The 25,416-nt window shown below is 39.8% G+C and carries 19 protein-coding genes; 8 read left to right on the plus strand and 11 right to left on the minus strand.

Features of this window, described 5'->3' with window-relative positions:
* The 3 genes from B2W36_RS18740 to B2W36_RS18750 are packed head-to-tail and all read right to left on the minus strand — an operon-like array spanning window position 1 to window position 3,287.
* Window positions 1–657 carry a succinate dehydrogenase cytochrome b subunit gene (locus tag B2W36_RS18740; protein WP_209579484.1) on the minus strand — a complete coding sequence of 219 codons (657 nt, stop codon included), beginning with the start codon at window positions 655–657 and terminating at the stop codon, window positions 1–3.
* 15 nt (window positions 658–672) lie between these two features.
* Entirely contained in the window at window positions 673–2,103 is a 1,431-nt protein-coding gene (locus B2W36_RS18745; RefSeq protein ID WP_209579482.1) for an anion permease, read from the minus strand.
* Between the two features lie 20 nt (window positions 2,104–2,123).
* A complete protein-coding gene (locus B2W36_RS18750) occupies window positions 2,124–3,287 on the minus strand; it encodes a porin (RefSeq protein ID WP_209579480.1) in 1,164 nt (387 codons plus the stop codon).
* Window positions 3,288–3,600: 313 nt separating this feature from the next.
* Between B2W36_RS18750 and B2W36_RS18755 the strand changes: the two genes are divergently transcribed.
* Together B2W36_RS18755 and glsA are read left to right on the plus strand one after the other, a co-directional pair.
* The gene (locus tag B2W36_RS18755) at window positions 3,601–4,992 is read left to right on the plus strand and encodes a hypothetical protein (protein ID WP_209579478.1); all 1,392 of its coding nucleotides are present in this window, start codon (window positions 3,601–3,603) and stop codon (window positions 4,990–4,992) included.
* A gap of 99 nt (window positions 4,993–5,091) precedes the next feature.
* Entirely contained in the window at window positions 5,092–6,126 is a 1,035-nt protein-coding gene (gene glsA / locus B2W36_RS18760; protein WP_209579476.1) for a glutaminase A, read from the plus strand.
* A gap of 107 nt (window positions 6,127–6,233) precedes the next feature.
* Here glsA and B2W36_RS18765 read toward each other — a convergent pair whose 3' ends face one another.
* The 7 genes from B2W36_RS18765 to B2W36_RS18795 all read right to left on the minus strand — a co-directional run bounded on the left by B2W36_RS18765 (window position 6,234) and on the right by B2W36_RS18795 (window position 17,632).
* Entirely contained in the window at window positions 6,234–7,673 is a 1,440-nt protein-coding gene (locus B2W36_RS18765; protein ID WP_209579474.1) for a TolC family protein, read from the minus strand.
* The gene (locus B2W36_RS18770) at window positions 7,666–10,830 is read right to left on the minus strand and encodes an efflux RND transporter permease subunit (protein WP_209579472.1); all 3,165 of its coding nucleotides are present in this window, start codon (window positions 10,828–10,830) and stop codon (window positions 7,666–7,668) included. The genes B2W36_RS18765 and B2W36_RS18770 overlap by 8 nt, the downstream gene beginning before the upstream one ends.
* Window positions 10,831–10,850: 20 nt before the next feature.
* Window positions 10,851–11,933, minus strand: coding sequence for an efflux RND transporter periplasmic adaptor subunit (locus tag B2W36_RS18775; RefSeq protein ID WP_209579470.1), 1,083 nt, complete (start codon window positions 11,931–11,933; stop codon window positions 10,851–10,853).
* Window positions 11,934–12,109: 176 nt separating this feature from the next.
* Complete coding sequence (locus tag B2W36_RS18780; protein ID WP_209579468.1) at window positions 12,110–12,511, minus strand: hypothetical protein; 402 nt, start codon at window positions 12,509–12,511, stop codon at window positions 12,110–12,112.
* Window positions 12,512–12,595: 84 nt separating this feature from the next.
* The gene (locus tag B2W36_RS18785) at window positions 12,596–13,810 is read right to left on the minus strand and encodes a DUF763 domain-containing protein (RefSeq protein ID WP_293889203.1); all 1,215 of its coding nucleotides are present in this window, start codon (window positions 13,808–13,810) and stop codon (window positions 12,596–12,598) included.
* Window positions 13,811–13,966: 156 nt separating this feature from the next.
* Window positions 13,967–14,617, minus strand: a complete 651-nt coding sequence (locus tag B2W36_RS18790) for a hypothetical protein (RefSeq protein WP_209579465.1) — start codon at window positions 14,615–14,617, stop codon at window positions 13,967–13,969.
* A 93-nt stretch (window positions 14,618–14,710) separates the two neighbouring features.
* The gene (locus B2W36_RS18795; protein WP_293889204.1) at window positions 14,711–17,632 is read right to left on the minus strand and encodes an FAD-binding and (Fe-S)-binding domain-containing protein; all 2,922 of its coding nucleotides are present in this window, start codon (window positions 17,630–17,632) and stop codon (window positions 14,711–14,713) included.
* 211 nt (window positions 17,633–17,843) lie between these two features.
* Between B2W36_RS18795 and B2W36_RS18800 the strand changes: the two genes are divergently transcribed.
* From B2W36_RS18800 to B2W36_RS18825, 6 genes are all read left to right on the plus strand, one after another.
* On the plus strand, window positions 17,844–18,347 hold the full coding sequence (locus B2W36_RS18800; protein WP_209579463.1) for an FUSC family protein: 504 nt from the start codon (window positions 17,844–17,846) through the stop codon (window positions 18,345–18,347).
* 182 nt (window positions 18,348–18,529) lie between these two features.
* Window positions 18,530–19,003, plus strand: a complete 474-nt coding sequence (locus B2W36_RS18805) for an Lrp/AsnC family transcriptional regulator (RefSeq protein WP_293889205.1) — start codon at window positions 18,530–18,532, stop codon at window positions 19,001–19,003.
* 18 nt (window positions 19,004–19,021) lie between these two features.
* On the plus strand, window positions 19,022–20,059 hold the full coding sequence (locus B2W36_RS18810) for an EamA family transporter (protein ID WP_293889206.1): 1,038 nt from the start codon (window positions 19,022–19,024) through the stop codon (window positions 20,057–20,059).
* A gap of 143 nt (window positions 20,060–20,202) precedes the next feature.
* Window positions 20,203–20,964, plus strand: a complete 762-nt coding sequence (locus tag B2W36_RS18815; RefSeq protein WP_293889207.1) for a 5'-nucleotidase C-terminal domain-containing protein — start codon at window positions 20,203–20,205, stop codon at window positions 20,962–20,964.
* Complete coding sequence (locus B2W36_RS18820; protein ID WP_209579457.1) at window positions 20,942–21,901, plus strand: bifunctional metallophosphatase/5'-nucleotidase; 960 nt, start codon at window positions 20,942–20,944, stop codon at window positions 21,899–21,901. The genes B2W36_RS18815 and B2W36_RS18820 overlap by 23 nt, the downstream gene beginning before the upstream one ends.
* A gap of 117 nt (window positions 21,902–22,018) precedes the next feature.
* On the plus strand, window positions 22,019–23,233 hold the full coding sequence (locus tag B2W36_RS18825; protein ID WP_209579456.1) for an MFS transporter: 1,215 nt from the start codon (window positions 22,019–22,021) through the stop codon (window positions 23,231–23,233).
* A gap of 73 nt (window positions 23,234–23,306) precedes the next feature.
* Here the strand turns inward: B2W36_RS18825 and B2W36_RS18830 are convergent, their stop codons facing one another.
* The gene (locus B2W36_RS18830) at window positions 23,307–25,310 is read right to left on the minus strand and encodes a M13 family metallopeptidase (protein WP_209579455.1); all 2,004 of its coding nucleotides are present in this window, start codon (window positions 25,308–25,310) and stop codon (window positions 23,307–23,309) included.
* Between the last annotated feature and the right edge of the window lie 106 nt (window positions 25,311–25,416).

Raw genomic sequence — 25,416 nt, forward strand, 5'->3', positions numbered from 1 at the left:
TTATTTTACTGTAAAAAATATATAAATAGGCATCAATGCAAAACCAATGCTGATGATGACAGAATAGCTGATACCGATGATCTTAAACCATTTAACAAATTTGGGGTGGAATACGCCTAAAGTTCGAATCGCACTATGAATCCCATGAATAAGATGATAGCAGAGAGCAGCCATGGAGAATACGTAAATAACCACATACCACCATTGCTTAAACACCTCTACGACAAGTATGTACAAATCTTTATTGCCCCGATCATCAAGTGGTGGAGCACCAAATTTGTACACATACCAAAAATTTTGAAAATGGATAACCAAAAAGATCAGTATAAGGGTTCCGAGAATTCCCATATTGCGCGAATACCACTTGCTCGCCCTCCCACGGCGATCGGACACATAATTTGCTCCAGCCCTTTTATTATGTAATGTGATCATTAACCCGTCCAAAGCATGTAAAATAATGCTTAGATAAAGTAAATAAGAAATCAATTTAATCAAGATATTGCCTGAAAGAAAATGCGAGTAAGCATTAAATTGTAAATGCGCTTGTTCCTGAGGCAAGAAGAGCTGCAAGTTTCCCAAAAAGTGAATCAGTAAAAAGAATACTAAAAACAATCCCGTCAGACACATGAGCATCTTTTTAGCTAAAGTAGATAACATAATAAGATCTTAATTTTAATAATAACCTATAACTTTCATCCAAAGTCCACCTACCCCCATATAAATCACCAACAATACAATGCCTATTTCAATTCCCCGCAGCCACCAGGATTTTAAATCTACATAACCACTTCCAAAGAACACAGGTGCGGGGCCATGTCCGTAATGCGTTAAGACACCATAGATAGAACCCAGAAATCCGAGCATCATTGCCAGTAACATCGGTGGAATACCTAGTGAAATGCCAACGCCAAGCAAAGCGGCATACATCGCCGCCACATGGGCGGTAGCACTGGCAAAAATGTAATGACTAAAGAAATAAACAAGAATAATGACAGGAAAAGCAATTTGCCAACTTAAATCACCAATCTGTACTTTAATTAAATCACTAAACCAGCCAATGAAACCAAGTTCATTTAAAGAACTAGCCATCATCACTAACACAGCAAACCAAACAATTGTATCCCAAGCACCTTTTTCGGCCTTGACGTCCTCCCAAGTCAATACAGAAGTTAGCAATAGAAGCGTCAATCCTATGAAAGCAGTTGTTGTAGCGTCTATTGAAAAGGAGCCACCAAAAATCCACAATGCCAATAAAATAAAGAATGCCAGCAGCATTAACCATTCGTTTTTGGAAATTGGGCCCATCTCCTTCAGTTTTTGTGCAGCCATTCTAGGAGCGTCACCTGTTTTTTTTAATTCAGGTGGATATAACTTATAAAGAACAAGCGGTACAATAAAAAAAGCAACGATACCAGGAACAAACCCTGCAACTGCCCAAGACATCCAAGTAATGTCTATTCCGAGATTTGCAGCAAATTTTTGACACATTGGATTACTCGCAGTGCCTGTCAAAAACATGGAAGATGCGATCAGATTCATGTAATAACTGTTTAAAGTTAAATAAGATCCTAATTTTCGATGTGTCTCTGGCTTGTCAGGAACTGAATCAAAACTAATCGCCATAGATTTCATAATTGGATAGATAATTCCTCCACCACGAGCAGTATTGCTCGGGATAGCCGGAGCCAGACAGACATCTGCTAAACCCAATCCATAAGCCAGTCCCAGCGAACTCTTTCCAAAAACACGAATGAAAAGAAAAGCAATCCTATTGCCCAGACCAGTTTTGATAAAGCCACGCGCGATAAAAAAAGAGATTCCTATCAGCCAGATAACTTTGTCGCCAAATCCAGTCAAAGCTTTAGTAATGGACTTACCCGCATCTCCAGGAGCCAAGACTTGAGTGAGTGCCGTAAACGCAATAGCCATCATACACATAGTCCCCATGGGCGCAGCTTTTAGAATGATACCGAGAATAGTGGCGGCAAAAATTGCAAATAAATGCCAAGCTTCTGGACGGACGCCTTTCGGTATTGGGATAAACCATAAAATGAGTGCTACCAGAATAGTAATGGCAACATTTTTAATACTGATTTCTTTCATGTTAAATGTAGTTTAATTGGTTAGAATCGACTCTGTACTTGAACGATAAATAAGTTTTTATTGAACTCAGAAGTATTCACAGTTTGCTTTTTATATCGGTCCAATTGCACCCCCAACTGTATCCTTGCCCCATAATTCTTTAAAAACTCTAACCCAAACATTGGCGTGTATGTTTGGTGTGCATTTGCGTGAAGCTTATAATTAGGATCAATGTATTCGTAACGACAAGATAGCTCGAAAGCACTTAAATTGAAATAATTCACTTCGTACCTCAAATTTGGAAGAAAATAAATTCCTCGAACTAAGTAATCACTCAATTTAGAGCTACGAGTATTTTCATTCAACGAATAATACAAATTATGATTAATTGCTTGTTTTGCCTCTAATTGCATATCCAGATTCCAGCGTTTAGCTAAGTTCACATGACCAGTCAAATCGACTCCAAATGCATGTACTTGCCGCTTCATGACTTCACCAATCCCCCCATTAATCCCCAGGTTGAAACCATACCTCTTCGAAAGTCCAAAGACCAATCTAGTAGCATACTGTTTACCGTTATCCATATCAACCACCTGATTCTTTCCATTTCCATTCACGACAGACAAAGAATAACTAAAAGGAACCTCACCGAGATTGGTCTCCCCCGTTGCAGCGACACCTATTTGAAAACTGGCCCAGCCCAGTTTGCCGAATTCGAGATACTGATTTGACCAGTCTAAAGATTTGATAATGTCGATGGGATAGGTTTCCTCAATACCAAACCACGGGCGAAACTGCCCCACAGTAATGGCCAGTTTGGGACTAAAAGTATATTTCAAATAAGCATTTTCAAGTACTTTTGTTTTTGGATCGCTTTTAAAATCGGCAAGATTAGCCAAAACAGCAACCTCAGTACGCTTACTAATTTGAGCACGCATTTGCACGCGCATATACTTCACCATAAAGTTATTATCGGTGCCCGTCCCGTCACTGTGATGCAGTCCATTGACATCCACATCTTTTGTTCCACTCACAAGATATCTCGCCTGAAATAAACCTTTGATCTGAAGCTTGGTATAAATTACATTATCTTTCACTTCCTTAATAGAATCTACTTTGCTCTGCTGTACCGCCGATACTTGCCCTTTAACTAGGTTACATAATAGCAAGCATGCAATAAGGATTGGAATATAGGGTCTCTTCATACCAAAATAAATGAACTTAACCAGTAGCCAGCACCACTTTTGCTGTTAATAATATTATTTCTTTGTGTTAGTCTTATAGAGACAACACAAAGCTTTAGAAAATGTTTTCTTATTTAATGAATTAATAATGGTAAGAAAATCAATCGAATCAGCATATATTAAAACTTAAATTACAAGTTTTTATGTAATTTCACGGCACGCATCACACCAGGAAACTTTTAAATCTGCAGATTCAGCTAATTATAAGTCTTTTGATGTACTTTTCATAGTCTGCATACATTATGCGATGAAACTCTTAGAATAAATAAATATTATGAAGGAAAAATTAATTAGGAATTGTACTATCGCACCATTACTTCTTATCATTACCTGTTTATCATTGCAGGTAGCTCATGCAGCTGACAAAGAAAAGCCAGCGATGTTTTGGACGTGGTTAGATTATAATGTAAATACAAACTTCGATTCCATTTGTCAGGAAATGAACTATCTAGGAATCGATGGTGTAATGTTAAATGCTGCGAGTCCAGACGAATATCGCGTAGCAATTCCAATTGCAAAAAAATACGGCATCCAAGTCATCGCATGGCTTTGGACAATGAACTTAGAACACGACAGAGACAAAGTGCTACAAGAGCACCCCGATTGGTTTAGCGTCAATCGTAACGGAAAAAGTTTGGCCGATACAACGGCATATGTGAGTTATTATAAGTTCCTGTCGCCTGTTGTTCCCGGCGTGAAGGAATACACTCGACAGAAAATTGAATCTTATTGTGAAGTTGAAGGACTTGCCGGTATCTCTATCGATTACAATCGCTATGTAGATGTTGTCCTTCCCACGACACTTTGGCCAAAATACAATATTGTACAGGATCGTGAATATCCAGCTTGGGATTACGGCTATCACCCCATCGCGATAGAAAAGTTTAAAAAACAGTATGGCTATGACCCTAGAGCACAAAAAGATCCATCAAATGATTTAAAATGGCGCCAATTTCGTTGTGACCAGATCACCGAGATAGCCAATATGATTGCTGAGATTGTCCATTCCCATGGTAAAATCATGGCTGCATCACCTTTCCCAACACCAAAAATGGCTGCACGCATGGTACGTCAAGACTGGGGGAAGTGGAATTTAGATCTAGTTTTTCCAATGGTGTATAGCAATTTCTATACGGAAGACTCAAGCTTTATTAGCGATTGTACGGTAGAAAATTTACGTGATAAGGGCGACAATACAACATTGTATTGTGGGCTGATGGCCAAAAATGATGCAGAAATACTGAGCGATATGGATGAGGCGTTGAACAATGGTGCGCAAGGAATCTCTATCTTCACTATCCACAACTTAAAAGATCCTGAGATCAAGAGAAAATTTAGCGCTTATACGGCCGCTGCAAAAGCAAGAAAAGCGCAAAATCATGGAACACTGACACACTCTACCAATGTAAAAATTGAAAATAATCCGTTCAAAAAAGACGGAATAATGAAGTTAGTAAATCAAAAGATACAAGACTTAGTTCGTTCTGAAAACCCCGCAGCACGCCAGATCGTGTTATCAAAATATAAGAAAATTGATGCTTACGATGTCACGAGAAAATACCTCGTAACGGATAAGATAAGTAAAAAGAGCTTTTACGTGACTTTCTTTTTCTATGGAGAAATACTCTCAGGCTGGAATGTCGACCCCGTGCCAAGTACTGTCTAATTATCCATATAGTAAAAGATGCTAAAATTTACATATTTCAGCATCTTTTAATTTTTCATGCACTGTTCCCTATCTTTGCAATGGACAAATAATTTAAAAATGAGAAAAAATTTCAGATTAATAGCCTGCATAATCGGTCTGATATCTTGCGGATCAATCCCGGTATCCTTTGCTCAAAAGAATACTGAAAATCACTCGGGTACGAATAAAAGTGTAAAAATTGATAAGCCACTATTGGAAAAAATATGGACTACAAATAAAATGTCATTCAATGCAGGAAAAGTTGCTAATTACATTCCTGAATTAGGTAAAGCCAATGCAGCATCCTCAGCCCTTTCGGTTGTAAATAGCGATGGAACAATAGTGAATGTCGGTGATGTAAAACAGAGATTTACCATGCAGAGCATTTCAAAAATTGTTTCATTGATGGTTGCCGTATTAGATAATAGTGAACAGGATATTTTTAATAAGATGGGTTACTACGGCACAGAAAAGCCTTTCAATCACTTTGCTAATCTGGAAACTACGGGCAAGCCCCTCAATCCAATGATGAATGCTGGAGCTATTCTAACAACATCACTTATTAAAGGGAAAGGTGAAGAACCCTTTATTAAAATACTTGATATGATTCGATTTATAACCAACAATGAAGCTATTAATTACAGTAAATCTGTATACAACTCGGAAAGGGAAACTGGTCATCGAAACAGAGGCATGTTTTATATCATGCGCAGCAATGGACTTATTGAAACTGAGGGTGAAGACAAACTCAACAATTATTTTAAGCAATGCTCAATTGAGGTAACAGCTGAAGATCTGGCTAAAATAGGATTCTTTTTTGCCAATCATTGCATACGCTATGATGGAAATAGAAAATACTACAATCCAAGCCTGTCCCAACTTATCTTATCACAGATGCTTATTGCGGGAATGTATGAATTCAGCGGAGAGTACGCCAGAACTGTCGGTCTTCCTAGCAAATCTGGAGTTGGCGGCGGTATTGCAGTAAGTGTACCGAATAAAATGGGTATTGGTGCGTATAGTCCAGCACTGGATCAAAATGGCAACTCTGTTGCAGCATATCGTATGATATTGGATCTAGTGAAAGAAAAATCACTAAGTCTCTTTAATTAAATTTTTGTCTATCCTAGCAGATCAAGGATGTATTTAAGCATAGAGAAACACCACACGGTCACCACAAAAAAGAACCCCGCCTAGCGGGGTCCATTCAAACAAACAACTTATTTCCAGCCTCCTCCCAAATCTTTATAGATATTGACAACAGCATTGAGCTGCTGCTTCTTTGTTTCTATCAATTCAAGCTTTGAATCCAGTACATCACGTTGTGTCATTAAAACCTCCATATAGTCTGCCCTCGCTGATTTAAATAGATCGTTGGACACGGTGACGGAATTATTAAGGACCTCAACTTGCTTTGTTTTGAAATTGTAGCTGCGACCAAGGTTTTCAATATTTGAAAGTTGAGTAGAGACTTCTAAGTAAGCATTCAGAATTGTTTTTTCGTAATTATAAACAGCCTGTATTTGTTTTGCGTTGGCCGTATTAAATTCTGCTTTAAGCCCATTTTTATTAATCAATGGTGCCGCAAGCTCCCCGATTAAATTGTATAAAACTGATTCCGGCATCTTGAACAAGTACGAAGGTTTAAATGCCTGTAAACCCAAAGCAGCCGAAATCTCCAGAGAGGGGTAAAACTCTTTCCGTGCAATACTTACATCCAATTTGGCTGCAGCGAGTTCATACTCTGCTTCTCGGATGTCAGGTCTATTGCTTAAGAGTTGGCTGGGTAAACCTGTCTGAACCTTCGCCGGGATCAAATCTACAAAACTACTTTGATCGCGCTTAATCTCCTGCGGAAAACGTCCCAGCAGAAAATTAATACGATTTTCTGTTTCCTTGATCTGTTGTCTAGTTTCAAACTCCATGCCCTTGGTTTTCAAAACCTCAGCCTCAAACTTTTGCACCGCAAGTTCAGTTACACGGGCTGCCTGTTTCTGCAGTCGTATTACCGCAAGCGCATTGTCCTGTAATTCAATATTCTGTTTGATAATAGTCAATTGATTGTCCAATGCCAATAATTCATAATACGAGCGGGCAACTTCAGCAATAAGACTACTCAATACAAAATTTTTCCCCTCTACTGTAGCAAGATAACGATTGAGCGCAGCTTGCTCGCCATCTTTTAGTTTTTTCCAAACGTCAATTTCCCAACTTGCGTACGCGCCAATAGTCAAATCTCCTAGCGGATCGGGCATTTCTTTTCCAGGCGCAATTTCTGTACTAGCATCACCGGCACCCTGGCTGGTATATCGTCCAACTTTTTCAACACCACCACCTGCACGTAGACCAACGGTAGGTTTTAATGCTCCTTTCCGTAACAAAATATCATTCTTTGCAATTGCCAATTCCTGCAATGTAACATTCAACTCCTGATTATTTTTCAACGCTGTATCTATCAATACAACTAAATTTGGATCCGTAAAAAATTCACGCCACTTAACCGACGCTGTGTTCGTTGTATCTGATTTAACGACATCTATATACTGGTTAGGAACAAACTTATTCTCCTGTATTGATGTCGCTTTAGGGACTTTACATCCCGTCACTGCTGCTGAAAGCGAAAATGCAATGACCCATTTTATTTTGCTGCGATTAGTCATTATTATCAAGTTCTTCAGTTAATGGATTTTCATCTTCGTGTTTAATAAGCTTACGTTTGGAGGCAATGGTTCCGAAGATATAGTATAAGCCTGGTATCACCAAGATACCGAAAACGGTCCCAAACAACATACCCCCCGCAGCAGCTGTACCAATCGTACGGTTTCCTATCGCACCAGGCCCTGAAGCCATAACCAATGGAATCAGCCCTGCGATAAAAGCAAAAGATGTCATCAAGATTGGTCTAAACCTTACTTTTGCTCCGTCCAAGGCAGCTTCAATAATGCTCAATCCTTGCGAATGCCGTTGAGCAGCAAACTCAACAATCAAAACTGCATTCTTGCCAAGTAGCCCGATAAGCATGACCAATGCGACCTGTGCATAAATATTATTTTCCAACCCCAATAGCTTCAACAGTAGAAATGCGCCGAAGATTCCAATTGGTAAAGAAAGTAACACCGCAAAAGGCATTATAAAGCTCTCATATTGAGCAGAAAGAATTAAATAAACGAAGCCGAGACAGATCAAAAAGATGTAAATCGCCTGATTTCCACGCCCTACTTGATCCTTGGAGATACCAGCCCAGTCAATACCATAGCCCCGGGGTAAAGTTTTGGCCGCGACTTCATTAATCACTTGAATCGCTTCACCACTACTGTAGCCGGACGCGGCAGAGCCTGAAATTTCAGAGGCCAAATACATATTGTGCCGCGTGATCTCAGAAAGACCGTACACCTTCTCCATATGCATAAATGCTGAAAATGGGACCATTTCATCCTTTTCATTCTTCACATACAGCTTTAAGATATCTTCTGGCAAGGCCCTATATTGTGGCAAAGCCTGAACCATAACTTTGTATTGACGGTCGTATTTGATAAAATTCGTTTCGTAGTTACTACCGACCAAAGTGGAGAGTGTATTCAGCGCATTGTCGATCGTAACACCCTTTTGTTGCGCTAGATCATTGTCTATATGCAACATGTACTGTGGAAAACTCGCACTATAGAACGTAAATACGGATGATAATTCAGGCCTTCTGTTCAATTCACGTACGAAATCCTTACTTACCGTTTCCATTTTTTTGTAATCGCCAGAACCGGCTTTGTCTAGAAGACGAAGCTCAAATCCACCCGCAGCACCATAACCTGGTACAGCAGGCGGTTGGAAAAATTCGATGGATGCCCCTGGTATATTTTTGGCGGCAGCCTCAAGCTGCTCAATAATCTCCTGTGAAGACTCTTTACGATCCTCCCAGCTTTTGAGATTGATCAAACAAGTTCCTGTATTCGCACCTGTGCCTTCGGTTAGGATTTCATAACCCGCTAATGAAGATACGGATTGCACACCATCTATATTTTCCGCTTCTTTTTGCAAGGTTTGAGCAGCCAAATTCGTCCGTTCCAATGTTGAGCCTGGAGGCGTTTGAATAATGGCATAGATCATCCCCTGATCTTCATTGGGAATAAAACCTGCAGGAACAGAATTGTTCAAAAAATATGCACCAATACAAAAGCCAATCAAGACTATAAATGTAAATAACCGTTTATCTAAAATGCCTTTCAACAAGTAAACATATTTGTTGGACATCTTATCGAACAATCTATTGAAAGAATCCAGAAATTTATCGATTATGGATTTCTTTCTTGGCTTGCCATGACTATTCTTCAGCATGATCGCACACAGCGCAGGCGTTAAAGTTAATGCAACAACACCGGACAAAATAATTGAAGTTGCCATGGTAATGGAAAACTGCCGATAGAATATACCTACGGGACCTGACATAAAAGCAACGGGGATAAAAACTGCTGCCATGAGAAACGTGATTGCGACAATGGCCCCACTGATTTCATGCATCGCTTTTTTAGTAGCCTTGTAAGCTGAAATATGAAGTTCTTCCATTTTCGCATGCACCGCTTCAATAACAACAATCGCATCATCCACAACCACACCTATGGCAAGCACCAGGGCAAATAAGGTGATCAAGTTGATTGTAATACCAAAAAACTGCATGAATAAAAATGATCCGACCAAGGAAACTGGCACTGCAATGGTTGGAATCAACGTGGAGCGCCAGTCGCCCAAGAAAAGGAAAACGACAATAGCGACAAGCACAAATGCTTCCAATAACGTATGAACTACTTTTTCCATGGATGCATCCAAAAACTTGGAAACGTCGTAACTAATTTCATAATCGAGTCCCTTCGGAAAAGATGCCTTCAACTCTTTCATTTTGCTTTTTACATCTTGAATGACCTGAGATGCGTTACTTCCATAAGATTGTTTCAAGACAATCGCCGCAGATGGCTTTCCGTTCAGAGTTGAATAGATATCGTACATCGCCGAGCCAAACTTGATATCCGCAACGTCTTTTAAACGTAGCATTTCGCCATTTTCGCCCGCACGTAAAACGATATTGCCATAACCTTCAGTTGTGGTAAAGCGTCCTGGGTATTTCAATACATATTCGAAAGATTGGGAGGTCATACCGGACGATTCACCAGCTTTACCCGGTGAAGCTTCTAAACTCTGTTCGGATAAGGCTTTCATCACCTCTTCTGCTGATATCTTGTAGGCCGTCATACGATCGGGTTTCAACCAAATACGCATGGCTAATTCACGCGTTCCAAGAATATTTGCCACCCCAACACCATCTACACGACGCAATTCGGACACAATGTTCATGTCCGCATAGTTATACATAAAGTTTCCATCCAGCTCTTTATCTTTACTATAGAGATTAATGTACATCAACATATTAGACTCCTCACGTGTAATTTTTACACCTTCACGCACCACAATTGGTGGAAGTTTATTGACGACTGAGGCCACACGGTTCTGGACATTTAAGGATGCCTGATTAGGATCGGTACCTAAGTTGAAGACCACTTGGATACTCGCTTCACCGTCGTTACCCGCATCAGAAGCCATATATTTCATGCCCGGAACTCCATTAATTGCCCGCTCTAAAGGAATGATAACTGATTTAATCATCAACTCACCATTTGCTCCTGGGTACTCGGCAGTAATATTGACCTTCGGTGGCGATATCGAGGGGAATTGCGTTACAGGAAGCTGCACCATAGAAAGCACACCCAAAAACACAATGATCAGTGATATAACGATCGAAAGTACTGGTCTATTTATAAAACGACTAAACATAAGAATTTAAGTGTAAGGGTCTATTCTGTTTTTAATTTCAAATTGGAAATGGCATCTTTAGGTTGCACGAAGCTGTAACTGATCTTCTCATCTTCCTTCGCTTTCTGAATACCATCCAATAAAAATTTATCGTCTTTTTTAAGACCGCTCGTTACCACATACAGATCAGGTAAAGAGTTGCCAATGGTAATATGACGCGCTTTTAATTTACCATCCTTATCGACTACATACACATATTTACGGTCCTGCATTTCATAAGTTGCTTTCTGCGGAATAATTAAAACCTGTTTCAACGGGAAATTCATGACCACCTTGCCGCTCTCGCCATGTTTTAAAAGACGGTTTGGATTTGGAAACTTCGCTCTAAAAGCAATATTGCCTGTTTCACTATTAAATTCACTTTCTATCGTCTCCACCATACCGCTCTGCGAAAATAGCTCGTTATTAGCAAGCAGTAGACCAACGTGGGAATCTCCACGTTTACTTACATTCGTTTGATAGCTCAAATATTCTGGTTCGGAAACATTAAAATAAACCAGCATCTCGCTATTGTCGGAAAGACTGGTTAATAATTCACCTTCATCCACCAAACTTCCCAGTTTCAACGGAATACGGTCGATAGTTCCGTCAAAAGGTGCTCTGATTTCTGTAAAGGAAAGATGCAATTTCGCAATCGCTGCCTCAGCCTTAGCCTGTTCAAGCTTTGCTTTAGCCATCGCTAATTCATTGGGCGATACGACGTTTTTATCGGCTAGCGTCTTTGTGTTTTGAACCTCAATTTCTGCCACATTCACCTCTGCTGATGATTTACGGTATTCTGCCTCATACATCTTCGGCATAATCCTAAAAAGTAGTTGCCCTTTGTGGACAAATTGTCCTTCGTCGACGAATATCTGTTCTAGATATCCTTTCTCTTGAGCTCTGAGCTCAATATTACGGAAAGATCTGATCTGAGAAACAAAATCCTTACGGATAGTGGTATCCATTTGCACAGGCGAGGTAGTAGTGAATTTCTCTTTTTCTTCCTTTTCTTCCTTTTTGGAAGTACACCCGATTTGGCATATGGTAATTGCCAAACTAGCGAGCATAAATACTCTTTTCATTTGTAAGCGTCTAATTAAAAAATAAGTTTGATTGTTTGTTGTGCCGGATGGTGAAATGACCTCTGCTCGGGCTAATGGTCGCTCAGACTTGCCTATAAGTGTGCAAATTGGATGCAACTAAAAGGAATATCCATCAGGATATCCACCAAAGCATACGAAATTTCGAAGGTTATGTATTAAATTCTCCAGTTTTGTTGAAGAACATATCTTTGAGGGAAAAGATAGGCGATGAAATTGCAAAAAGGAATTTTCTTTGCAAATCGAAAAACAAAAATAAAAAGGACAATTGCAAAGAGCAGCAGCGAAACAAGTTGGGATGTGGCATGCAAATCTTTGGTCAATTGAAAATTTTCATAATCAAATTCCGCTATAACAGGGTTATCGTCGTGTATACTACCATACACAAGCGGGTCGATGTGATCAGCTGATGCGTCAATATACTGCTGTAAATCGGCGTGATTGTGCTGATGCATAAAACTAACGGCCGGCCGATCGGATTCAATGAGCACAGCATGGCTATTACTGCTTCTTATAACTAAGAAGCATAAGAAAAAGAATATGGTAATAACCGTTTTCATTGCGGAGCAAATATACTAGCGTACAAACGAATTTATTGATCTTTAACAAATTTTAACAAAACAATTACAATTGGAAGATTCTTCCTAGAAAACACTGAGTTGCAACCCCGGTGGATTCTTTCTCTGAGGCACTGCTTCCCCGTACACTGTCCTCCCACCGTATTTCCAGGAATCTCGCTTTTCTTCCGCGATAATTTGCTGAATATCAAACTGTGGCTCAAAATTTCTTTCACTATCCAACACCACCTGATGTAATTTGTGGACGGACTTCAATTTGTCTCCATGACCCAATTTAGATTTTTCAATGCCTTTTTTCAAAATCTGAATACTTTCATCGTAAATAGTTAATGGAACCGGAAATGGATGTCCATCCTTACCCCCATGAGCAAACGAAAATCGAGCCGGATCTTTAAATCGGGATGGTGCGCCATGAATTACTTCGCTGACTAAGGCTAATGATTGCAACGTACGGGGGCCAATCCCCTTTAAAAGAAGTAGATCTTCAAAATCAATTAGTGGACTTTCGCGAGCAACGTATAACATCGCGCCCAATCTTTTTAGATTGACATCCGATGCACGTACATCGTGATGAGATGGCATGACCAATTTAGCGAATTCTTGTATAACTTTAAACGAATCCTCTCCCACCAACGTCATAATACCCGCTCTATTTGCTGCCGCTTCAGCAGCCGTTAAATTGAGGATAATACCCTGTGAAGGACCGGTGATACCCGCATGCGGTTCCTCTACAAACGATTTGATCTTTTCAGAATGCCAATGGTAACGACGGGCAGTCCCATCTTTTTCATGCATACCTTGCTGCACGACTGACCAATTGCCATTATCTGCCACGACAAAATTATGTAAATACAATTGGTAACCGTCTTGAATGGCTGTGTTATCCACCTTCGCAACAAGCTTACTACTGCGAATCAAATCGTTACCATTTAATCCAATCCGATCAGAAACCTGAAGCAGTTCTTGTGGGGTTTGCATGGACAACTTCCCTTTTCCGCCGCAGATGTAGAGTCCCAATGACTTGGCGTCAGGATTAATGGCGCGTTTTAATGCACCCATAACAGCCGTTGTAATCCCCGAGGAATGCCAGTCCATGCCAAGAACAGCTCCAAAGCTTTGAAACCAAAAGGGATCAGCAAGCCTCCTTAAAACCTCATCCTTTCCATAATCCATGAGCATAACTTCCACGATTGAACGCCCTAGAGAAGCCATACGCTCGTAAAGCCACGCAGGTACTTTACCAAAATGCAATGGAAGGTCTGCAGTACCGGATTTCCTCATATTAAACTAAATTTATTAGCACAAATCTATCTCTTTTATTTTTAAAAAGCGAAAAAGGCTAGAATTTATCTAGCCTTTTCATTGTATGAGTAATGATACGTTGCCGACAACTATCGCTTCCTGCTCACTGGCATCACACCGTATATAGCATTTCCACTACTTACCCGTTAGCGCCGACAATAATCCAACGCGGAACGAAGGATCCTTCTCCGAAAACTCAATAGAATGCTTGTAGGTATCAACGTTAAAGAAGAGTTCTGCCGGCTCAGCTTTCTTATTATCCAAGAATAATTTAAAGCTATAGGCCGTTTTTTTTGATAGGTCCGCATTCACCTTATTTGATGAAAATACATTCGGAAGAATCACATCCTTTGTAAAAGAATCAGTTGTCGTTGTCTGAAATAATTCACCTAAAGCTTTAATTAAATTATCAGACTGCGCACCTGACGACGAAATTCTAATTTTACCCTTTGTGAAACCAACATCATCACTGGGCTGACCATTTATGATACCGGCGGGAATAAAATCTACAACCTCAAACTTCGCTCCCACCGTATCCTGCTTGTAAAGAGATTTTGTAATATAGATACGACTTGAATCCGTTTTAACTTCATCAGTAATACGTAAGAAAAAATTCTTTTTCTCAGCTCCTGGAGCACCATTTGTAAACTGCTCGATTTTCACGCCATCAATTTTGTTCGCTGCTGTGGTATCGCTTCCATCAGTTTTCTTCTGATTGGAGTTTCCGCAACCAGCCATCAGCATCGTAGCGGTTGCAAGAAATACTATAGATTGAATCTTGTACATAATGAATTGTTTGTTATCAGTTATCAATGATTATTGCTCTTATAATATTACCATTATTACAGATAACAAACAACTATTATCAATGTTTTTATTTTATTTCAATAAAGCATCATATAAAATTTCCACAGGATGATAAGATTTTCGTCCGACCCCATCTTTGATTTGATGTCTACAAGAGGTGCCTGCTGCGGCAATCAAGGTGTCGGCTTCCGTTTTCCGTACAGCTGGTAACAAAACCAGCTCGGCAACTTTCATTGAAACGTCATAATGCTCGGCCTCATAACCAAATGAACCCGCCATACCACAGCATCCAGAAGGAATTGTCTCTACGCTAAAATTCGTCGGAAATGACAATACCTGTTCCGTAACAGTAACCAGATGGAAAGCCTTTTGGTAACAGTGACCATGAAGCTTGATTTTTCTTGCTGTTGTTGTAAACTGTTCCGGGCGAATACGTCCTGCTTTCATCTCAGTCAGTAAAAATTCATCAATCATCAGCGCATTTTTAGCTATGTTTTGCGCCTCAATACGAATATCGTCATCCACCAGGCTTAAATATTCATCTCTAAACGTAATGATACCGGATGGTTCAACCCCTAAAAGCGGTGTTTCGTCGGTTATTAATCCTTTTAAAAAATGGATATTTTTATTGGCAATTTTCTTTGCTTCTTTCACAAAACCTTTAGAAAGGTAAGTCCGTCCACTTTGCACATGTTTTGGAATAATCACTTCATAGCCCAAGGCAATAAGTAATTTATACGCTGTAATACCGATTTCTGCATCATTATATTCGGTAAACTCATCCGAGAAAAGATAGACCTTACGCTTGGCATCCCTAATAGGACCTTGTGTTTTTACCCACTGGCTCAAGGTTGTTCCATTTACTGTAGGCAGCGAACGTTTAGGTGCAAACCCGACGGTTTTCTTGACCAAGCCAGACAGAAAATCATTTTTTACAACAAAATTATAAAGGGGTGCGACCCACGCCCCCAACTTCTGAGACTGCGTGAAATTAGCAATTAGTTTTGTTCTAAATCCGGCCCCATGTTCATCATAATAATGCTGTAAAAATTCTGCTTTCATTTTAGCCACGTCCACACTCGAAGGACATTCCGTTTTACAACCTTTGCAGCTCAAACACAGATCCATGACTTCTTTAATCTCTTCATGATCGAAACGGTTTTTCTTGGTGGAATTTGTTAAAAACTGTCTTAACATATTCGCTCGTGCGCGTGTAGTATCTTTTTCATCACGCGTAGCCATAAACGAAGGACACATTGTTCCACCAGTAATTTCAGTCTTCCGACAATCTCCCGAGCCTGAACACTTCTCTGCCAATCGAAGAATAGACTCCTCTTTAGAAAAATCGAAATAGGTTTTTATTTCTGTCCGGTTGCTATCATTATCATAACGGAGGTGAGAATCCATTGGCGGTGTGTTGACAATTTTATTTGCGTTAAAAACCCCCTTTGGATCAAAGATAAATTTAACTTCTTCAAGTAATTTGTAGACTTTATCGCCGAGCACCTTGCCAATAAACTCTCCGCGAAGACGACCGTCACCATGCTCGCCACTCAATGAGCCATTATATTTCAAAACTAGGTCACTGGTTTTTTCAAGGATAGAACGAAAAGTACGCTTCCCTGCTGGCGTTTTCAAATTTACGAATGGTTCAATATGCAATTCGCCTGCGCCAGCGTGCGCGTAGTATGACGCATGCACACCCTCTTCCACCAAAAGCTTTTGAATATCACTCACATAAGCAGGGAGATCTTCAGGCGACACCGCACAATCCTCAATCAAATTTACGGGCTGACTATCACCCGGTAAATTACGAATGAGCCCCAGTCCCGCTTTGCGTACATCCCAAACTAAATTCGTCTGCTCTATACCCGTAATATAGGGATAAGCATAACCTAGGCCACGTGCAACGAGATCGGCTTTCAGCGCCATCGCTTTCGCTGCTGTTTCGGCCGCTGTATGCCCTCTAAACTCCACAATCAATAGCGCTTGCGGATCGCCCTCTATAAAAAAACGATTATACTTGTACGTTGGATGCCCAACCGTAAAATCCATGATGTATTTATCCACTAATTCTGAAGCTTCCGGCTTGTGCGCTAAAGCCACAACATTACCATGCATACATTCTACCATATCGGCGAAATGAACACAGAGCAAACCTAGTTCAGGAGGAGGCAAGGGCATTAACTTAAGTTTAGCTTCTATAACGACAGCCAGCGTACCTTCAGAACCCGCCAATAAATTACACATATTAAAAGGAGCCGAACGATCACTTAAAATATCCAGCGCGTAGCCTGTATTTCTTCTTGTGATCGATCGCTTTGGATAGCCGGTTTCAATTGCGCTTAAATGCTGAGGATTGGTCAACAATGAATTCATATGACGATAAATATCCCCCTCGCGGCCAGTCAATAATAATTTATTAAAATAAGCCGCTTCGTCTAAGGTTTCAAATGCCACCTCAGAGCAATCATCCAAGATTACATTTGCTGAAATCAAATTGTGCCGTGTATCGCCCCAGACGATCGAATGCAGGCCCGAAGAGTTATTACCAATCATTCCGCCTATCATGGCGCGACTCGCGGTTGAAGTTTCAGGACCAAACATCAGCCCAAAAGGCTTAAGATAGTTGTTTAAGTCATCGCGAATCACCCCCGGTTGAACTCGAACCCATTGCTCTTCAACATTAAGCTCAATAATATGGTTAAAATAACGGGAAATATCCATAATAATACCATGGCCGACTACCTGGCCTGCCAAGGAAGTGCCGGCAGTACGTGGTATGATAGTAACCTTATTCTGTCGCGCAAAATCAATTAATTTTTTAATATCATCAATATCTGCGGGTATCGCTACGGCCAACGGTTTTTCCTGATAGACAGACGCATCGGTCGAATAGGCTAGCAACATCGTTTGGTCCTTAGTTTCATGGGTATAATAGAGCTCCCCTTTGAGTTGTGAAGCTAATGAGGCTAATTGATTCTGATCTTTCACTTAATCTGCATTTAAAGTATAGAACAAATCTAGTCAAATTTATGCATTGGTAAAAGAGTAGAATGCAAGAAATAACCAAATCAAAAGCAAAAAACGCACAAAAACGCAAACAGGAACATTTGCCATAAATGATAATTATATTTCGTTCCTTCCAACAATGCTTGTATTTTTGTAGCACTACATCATTTAAATTAACGATTGATATTCTTATATGCGTAATCTATTCCTTCGCTATACGCTCCATTCAGATTTTATTATATATACGATTCGCGTACTAATTGGATTCCTTATCGGTTATCCTTTATTTGTATCCTTTCCCCAATATTCTGTTTCTTGGACCCTTATCTCGATTATACTGGTGATTTCTCCACAAGAGAATGAATCAAAAAAAATAGCGATCGATCGGGCCAAATCCAATTTCATAGGATCCGCCATTGGACTGAGCTTATATTTTGTTCCGATCCAGCAACTTTACGCAATGGTAATCGGTATCCTGGCCTCGTTGATTACTTGTAAAGTACTCAACATTATAGCTGTAGCGAGGACATCGATGGTTGCGCTAATTATAGTCTATCTGCATGAACAGGAAAGCCGCTCCTACTTCGCTGCCTTAGATCGCTTTGGTTGTGTTTGTTTAGGTTGTTTAATCGGACTGAGCGTCATACTTTCAACAAGAAATATTATTTTGAAATTAAGAAAACGATACATTTTTTGATCTTAAACTCTGCTCACTAAAAGACAATATATTTATTTTCAGACCATTAACACATTCGATCAAATCAAAGTACCACCATATTCGAACAATATTCACTAACACCAGCAAAACAACAGAATTATATTCATTATTTATTATAATATTTTGAATTTTATACTTTATTGCATACCTTTGCGGTCGAAATGACAAAAGTAGAATATAATTTAGATCAGGTCGATTACAGAATCTTGCGTTTAATGCAGGACAATGGACGTATCAACAACGCCGATATCGCCAGAGAGCTGGGAATGGCACCTTCTGCGATTCTAGAACGGGTAAAAAAGCTCGAGCAAAAAGAGGTAATTTTAAAATACAGTGCAAAGATCAATCCTGCAGCGGTCGATCAAAAACTTTTATCATTTATTTTCATAAAAGCCAATGATATCATTGGTGAACAAACAGTTGGGTTGGCACTTGCCGAAATTCCTGAAGTACAGGAAGTACATGACATTGCAGGTGATGATGGTTACCTGATTAAAGTAAGAACTGCAGATTCGAACGGATTAGTTGATCTAATGCGAAATACTTTAAGTAAAGTGGAAGGGATCATCTCCACCCGTACTACAATTGTACTTCAAACTGTTAAGGAAGATCAGCAGGTCGTAATACCTGAGTAATAGAAAGGAAGTTTAATCATGTTGCAAGGACAAAAAAAGGCCGCTAACCCGTTGATGGTTGTTGTCGCCTATATCATTATTTATGTTGTATGGGGATCCACCTTTTTCTTTATAGAAAAGGCACTACATAGTTTTCCACCATTTATTTTAGGTTCGTTTCGATTTGTTACAGCCAGCGCAATTCTAATGACATATTGCGCAATGAAAGGTTATAAATTGTTTAATAAGCGATCCGTTCAGGAAGCAACAATCGTAGGATTTCTATTGCTTTTTGTCGATATGGCTGGGGTTATCTGGGCCGAACAATATGTTTCAGGTGGTGTTGCTGCCATTATTGCTGCAGCAGCAGCGATCTGGTTTATTTTATTGGATAAACCCAAATGGAAAGAAAATTTCAGCAGTATTAGCATGGTTTTAGGTGTCGCGTTAGGCTTCTGTGGAGTGGTGATGTTATTCGCTGAACAGATTATGTCGACCAATGATAATACCGATGGAACACTTAAGGTGATCGCCCTATCTATTTTAGTATTAGGTTCTATCGCTTGGACCGTAGGGTCTTTGATTTCCAAATATTTCAAAAAATCTGAGAAACAAGAGGAAGAGGATTTACATGTCATGGTGAAGACCGCTTGGCAAATGGTTACTGCAGGTATACTCTTTAATATCACCGCCCTTTTCACCGGTGAGTATACAACATTTACGCTAAGTAGCGTGGCACCGGTGGACTGGTTCAATTTGGGCTACCTAATTACTTTTGGCTCAATCCTCGCCTTTAGCTCCTATATTTGGTTACTACAGGTTCGCCCCGCAATGGAAGTTAGTACGTATGCCTATGTGAATCCAATCATTGCACTTATTTTAAGTCATTTTTTCACTTCGCATGTAGTGACCTCATTGCAGATTTTCGGACTAGCTGTGATCTTATTTTCAGTCTTGTTAATGAACTGGAAAGCGTATCGAGCCAAACTGTCCGCGCGTAGCAAAAGTAGAAAAGTTCTCCAACCAGAGAATAAGTTGGATACCAACCCTATCGCTGAGTCGGAATTAGTACACTAGGTTGTTATTTTTCTAATTATATGGACAAAGCTTAACATACGATGTTAAGCTTTTGTTGTTTTTAAAAATTAGCTAACATTGGATAAGATTTGTTCATATATAATTGGCTAACTTTGCCCAATATTTGGTTAAACGAAAAAAGAATGAAGATATCAAAGCAAATTGCCTTTATTGGTAGCCTTGGATTCGGTTCGCTTTTGATGGTTGCCAGTTGTAGCAAGCAGCTCCATCCAACGCAGAAAGATTTCCAACAATATCATATCAATAGCGATATGCAAGCTGATCCTACAGTCGTATCAATCTACGAGCCCTTCAAACATAAAATGGAAGTTGAGATGAATCGAGTGATAGGACATGCAGACAAAGCGTTGACAAAAGAGAAGACGGCAGAAACATTAATGGGCAATTTTTTTTGTGAAGCCTTGTTGTGGATGAGTGAACACAATGCCCATAACCCTGCGGATTTAGCATTTGCTACTAAGGGTGGAATCCGAAATGATCTGAAAGCAGGCGATATTACCGTTGGACATATTTTCGAGGTGATGCCTTTCGAAAACACTTTAACAATTCTCGAACTCAAGGGAAGTCAAATTCGTCAACTTGCAGACTATATCGCCTCAACACATGGTCAACCCATCGCTGGGATGACGTTGACCATTACAGGCAACAAAGCCCAGGACATTAAAATCAAAGGTTTAGCAATTGAAGACAATAAGTTGTATAAATTGGTAACCTATGATTATCTCGCTAATGGTGGCGACAACCTGACACTGTTGACACAATCTGTATCACGGGCAAATTATCCGCAGCGGATGCGTGAAGGACTGATTGAATACGTGAGTGAATTAACGAAAGAAGGCAAAAAAGTAAATGCAGAATTAGATGGAAGAATTAAAATCAATTAACCGAAGATCATTTATCAAGCAAGTTGGTGGATTTTCTGCTGCAGTTGCATTGGGGTCACTTCCTTTTCAAGCTAACGCTAAGAGCAAAAAAGTAAAACTTACAATCTTACATACCAACGATGTGCATAGCCGCATTGAACCTTTTCCTATGGATGGTGGCAAATATCAAGGATTGGGTGGTGTGGCTCGCCGAAGCACGCTTATCAATAAAATTCGCAAAGAAGAAGAACACCTCCTATTATTAGATGCGGGCGATATGTTTCAAGGTACACCCTATTTTAATCTATTTGGAGGTAAGCTGGAGCTGGATCTCATGACGAAATTGGGGTATGACGCTGGGACATTTGGAAATCACGAATTTGACAATGGACTGGACGGACTTGTGAAATACCTGGACCATGCTAAATTTCCGTTTTTAACGGCCAATTACGACTTTAAAGGAACAGTATTGGAAGGAAAAACCAGCGATTACACCATATTTCATAAGGGTGGTATAAAAATCGGTGTATTCGGGCTCGGTGTAGATATCGAGGGATTGGTAGATCCCAATAACTTTAAGGGAATGAAATATCTGGATCCAATTGAGGTATCCAAAAAGGTGGTAAAGATACTCAAGGAAAAACATAAATGCGATCTCATCATCTGTCTGTCGCATTTAGGTTACCAATATGAAAACGATAAAGTGTCGGATTTGGTGCTTGCAACTAAAACATCAGATATCGACTTAATTATAGGCGGGCATACGCATACATTTTTAAATGAACCCACATTAGTTACCAATTTAAAAGGTACGAAGACCGTTGTGAATCAAGTCGGTTTTGCAGGGATTAATCTGGGGAGGATTGATTTCATTATGGAGCCGGGTTCCAAAAAGAAACAAATGGTGGCGAGCACCTATCAAGTCGATCCTACAATTCCAGCGTCCATGTTGGCATAATTTGATTCACTATTCATAAATGCCAAATTGACTAATCAATTTGGCATTTTTTTTCAAGACAACAAGAAGACTTATAGACTTAAAACACGAGGTTTATATAAGCTGATTTACCCTTTAATGAAAAGAATTTTATCAATATACCTAGACTCCTTTAGAGGACTCTCACAAGCTGCATGGCTGCTTGCTATCGTCATGCTGATCAATAGAATGGGAAGCATGGTGATTCCATTTCTCGGCCTTTACATGACCAGAGTTTTGCACTTCGATATAAAACAAGTCGGAATTGTTTTGATGTGTTATGGCGTTGGCTCCGTCTGTGGATCTTACATAGGAGGCTGGCTGACCGATCGAATTGGTAGTTTCAAGGTTCAGTTCGGAAGTCTTGTGTTGGCCGCTCCTTTATTCCTACTGATACCATACTTTAAAGAGGTACAGTCGCTATCAATCATGATTTTTACGTTAAGCTTGATTTTTGATGCTTTTAGACCTGCAAACTCCGTCTCAGTAGCAAGTTACGCTAAACCCGAAAATATCACCCGCGCCTTTTCATTGAATCGTTTGGCTATCAATCTGGGCTTCTCGATCGGTCCAGCGGTGGCAGGTTTTCTAGCATCCATCTCTTTCAATTGGATATTTTATGGAAATTCCCTTGCCGTTCTCTGTGCAGCAATAATTTTCTTTGTCTTTTTTCATAAAAGACAAAAAAGAAGCGATATCAGATCAAAAAAAGAGACTACACCTGATAATGAAATGCCTCAAAAAGGACGAAATCCTTATACCGATGTGCCATTTATCCTATTCAATATCTTTTGTTGTATCTTCTCTTTTTGTTTTTTTCAGCTGATCACTACCTTACCGATATTCTATCGAGAAGTTCACCATTTGAATGATCACCAAATTGGATTTCTGCTTGGATGGAGCGGCTTCGTCATTGTGTTATTAGAAATGTTTATTGTTCATATTGCCGAGAAGAGATTTTCATTAATTAGCACACTCGTCTTTGGAACATTTTTATGTGCCATTTCATATGCTATGCTAAATTTTACTGGTGGACTTGCTTGGTTATATTTCACATTTTTTATTTTTGGATTGGGAGAAATGCTCACATTGCCTTTTATGGCAACCGTTTCTGTCAATCGGTCTTCCCCGAAAACCCAAGGAGCCTACATGGGCTTCAACTCACTGGCCTTTTCAGCTGCAAATATTTTTTCGCCAATCCTGGGCACAAGTATTGTTGATTCCTTTGGTTTCACAACGCTATGGTGGGCAACTGCATTGAGTTTATCCGTTACAGCCATTGGGTTCTATTTGGTTTTGAAATGGATGAGATAGCTTAAATTGAGTCAATATAAAGGGCGTATTCCATTTTGCAATACGCCCTTTTTTAATTGATCTCATGAACAAACTACCAAATTTTAATCCGCTTATTCACAGGAACAAACATTTTGTCTCCCTCCTTGGTATTCCAAGCTTTGTGAAAAGCGTCCAGGTTAATAATCGGCGCAAAAGCACGATACTGCGCTGGAGAATGGGGATCGGTCTTCACTTGGTTGACCACAAACTCATCCGTTGTTTTGGTCCTCCAAATAGTTGCCCAAGAAAGGAAGAAGCGTTGATCTTGTGTAAACCCATCTATCAATCCAGGATTGCCCTTATCTTTCAAATAAAGTTGCAAGGCATCAAAAGCGACAGATGAGCCGCCCAAATCACCGATGTTCTCGCCCAATGTGAAACGACCGTTTACAAAAACTCCTGGCACAGGTTCATAAGATTCAAATTGACGGACCAATGCATCTGCAGCGGCTTCAAATTTTGCCTTATCACTATCGCTCCACCAGTTGTTCAGATTTCCATTCCCATCATATTTAGCACCCTGATCGTCAAAGCCGTGTGAAAGTTCGTGACCAATTACCGCACCAATACCACCGAAATTAACAGCTGCATCGGCCTTGTAATCATAGAACGGAGGTTGAAGAATAGCCGCGGGAAAGACAATTTCGTTAAACAATGGACTATAATAAGCGTTTACAGTTTGCGGGGTCATCCCCCATTCAGACTTGTCCACTGGCTTATCTTGTTTAGCCAAATTTTGATAAAATGCCCATTTGCTTGATGCCAATACATTTTCATACAACGACGTACCCACTTCAAGTTTGCTATAATCTTTCCACTTATCTGGGTAACCAATTTTAACTTTAAACTTAGCCAGTTTTTCCAAAGCCTTTACTTTTGTGTCGTCAGACATCCAGGTCAAGTCCTTGATATGCTGGCCGAATGCTTTAATCAGATAGCTTACAAGCTCCTCAGCCTCGGCTTTAGCCTTTGGAGGAAAGCTTTCTTTCACATATAATTTACCCAATAGCTCTCCCGCGATGGAGTTAACAAACTCTACGCCGCGCTTGTCTAGCGCACGTTGTTCTTTTTGTCCTTTTAACTTACGCCCCCAAAAATCAAAAGACAGATCGTTTAATTCTTGCGTAGTGTACGACGCCGCGTTATTTAGCACATGAAATGTCAATAACTCTTTAATCACCGGTAAATTTTTAGGATTGAAAACTTTGTCAAGATTTTCATAGTATTTTATTTCCGGTATAATAACCGTGTCAGCCTTAAAACCGACGTCATTTAAGTATTTTGCAATATCGATATTCTTCACGATTTTTTTCAGATCCGCAACAGCGATCGGATTATACCGGCCATTGGCATCCCTTGATTGCTCAACAGTTTTAAGATTTGAGGCCAACTGCTTTTCAAAGGCAACAATTTTCGGCCCCTTTAAATCCCTTGTAAGTTGACCTGATTTGGCATAAAGTGAAGAGATATAAGTCGAATAATCATTTAATGTCTCTTCATTCTTCTTGTCATTTACCTGATAATAGGATCTTCCCAACCCGAGACTTCCTCCACCTAAATATAGCGTATTGACATCTGAATTCTTAAGATGTGCATAAACATAACCACTGAAAAAAGGATTTCCGCCAATAGGCCCCACTTCGACAAGATACTCATACAAGTCGCTGAAATTTTTAATCGCAGCGATTTTATTAAGATATGGCTTAACTGGCTCCAAACCGAGTTTGTTACGCGTCTTCATATCTACGAACGATTTATACAAATCTGCGATCTTCTGATTGTCTGTTCCTTTCTGAAATTCACCTGAAAGTGACTCTTGCAGGACCTTTAATGTAGCAATATCTGTATTTTCACGAAGCTCATCAAATGATCCCCATCGCGCCTTATCGGAAGGAATCTTGACTGTTTTCATCCATTGTCCATTCACAAAATTGTAAAAGTCATCTTGAGGGCGTACGCTTTTATCCATGTAAGTCACATTAATTGCATTGTTTTGCGCATGGCTTATCAATGAACCACAGGTCAGCAGGGCTGCTAAGAGTATGTTTTTCTTCATATAAAATTTAGTTTGTTTATCGCTATATACAAACTTAAGAAAAGTTATTCTATTGTCGATGCAACAAATGAGTTTCAAAAAGCAACTTAGATTATCCGCGACAATT

This window comes from Sphingobacterium sp. UBA3549 (assembly GCF_002376635.1).
Taxonomy (GTDB): Bacteria; Bacteroidota; Bacteroidia; order Sphingobacteriales; family Sphingobacteriaceae; genus Sphingobacterium.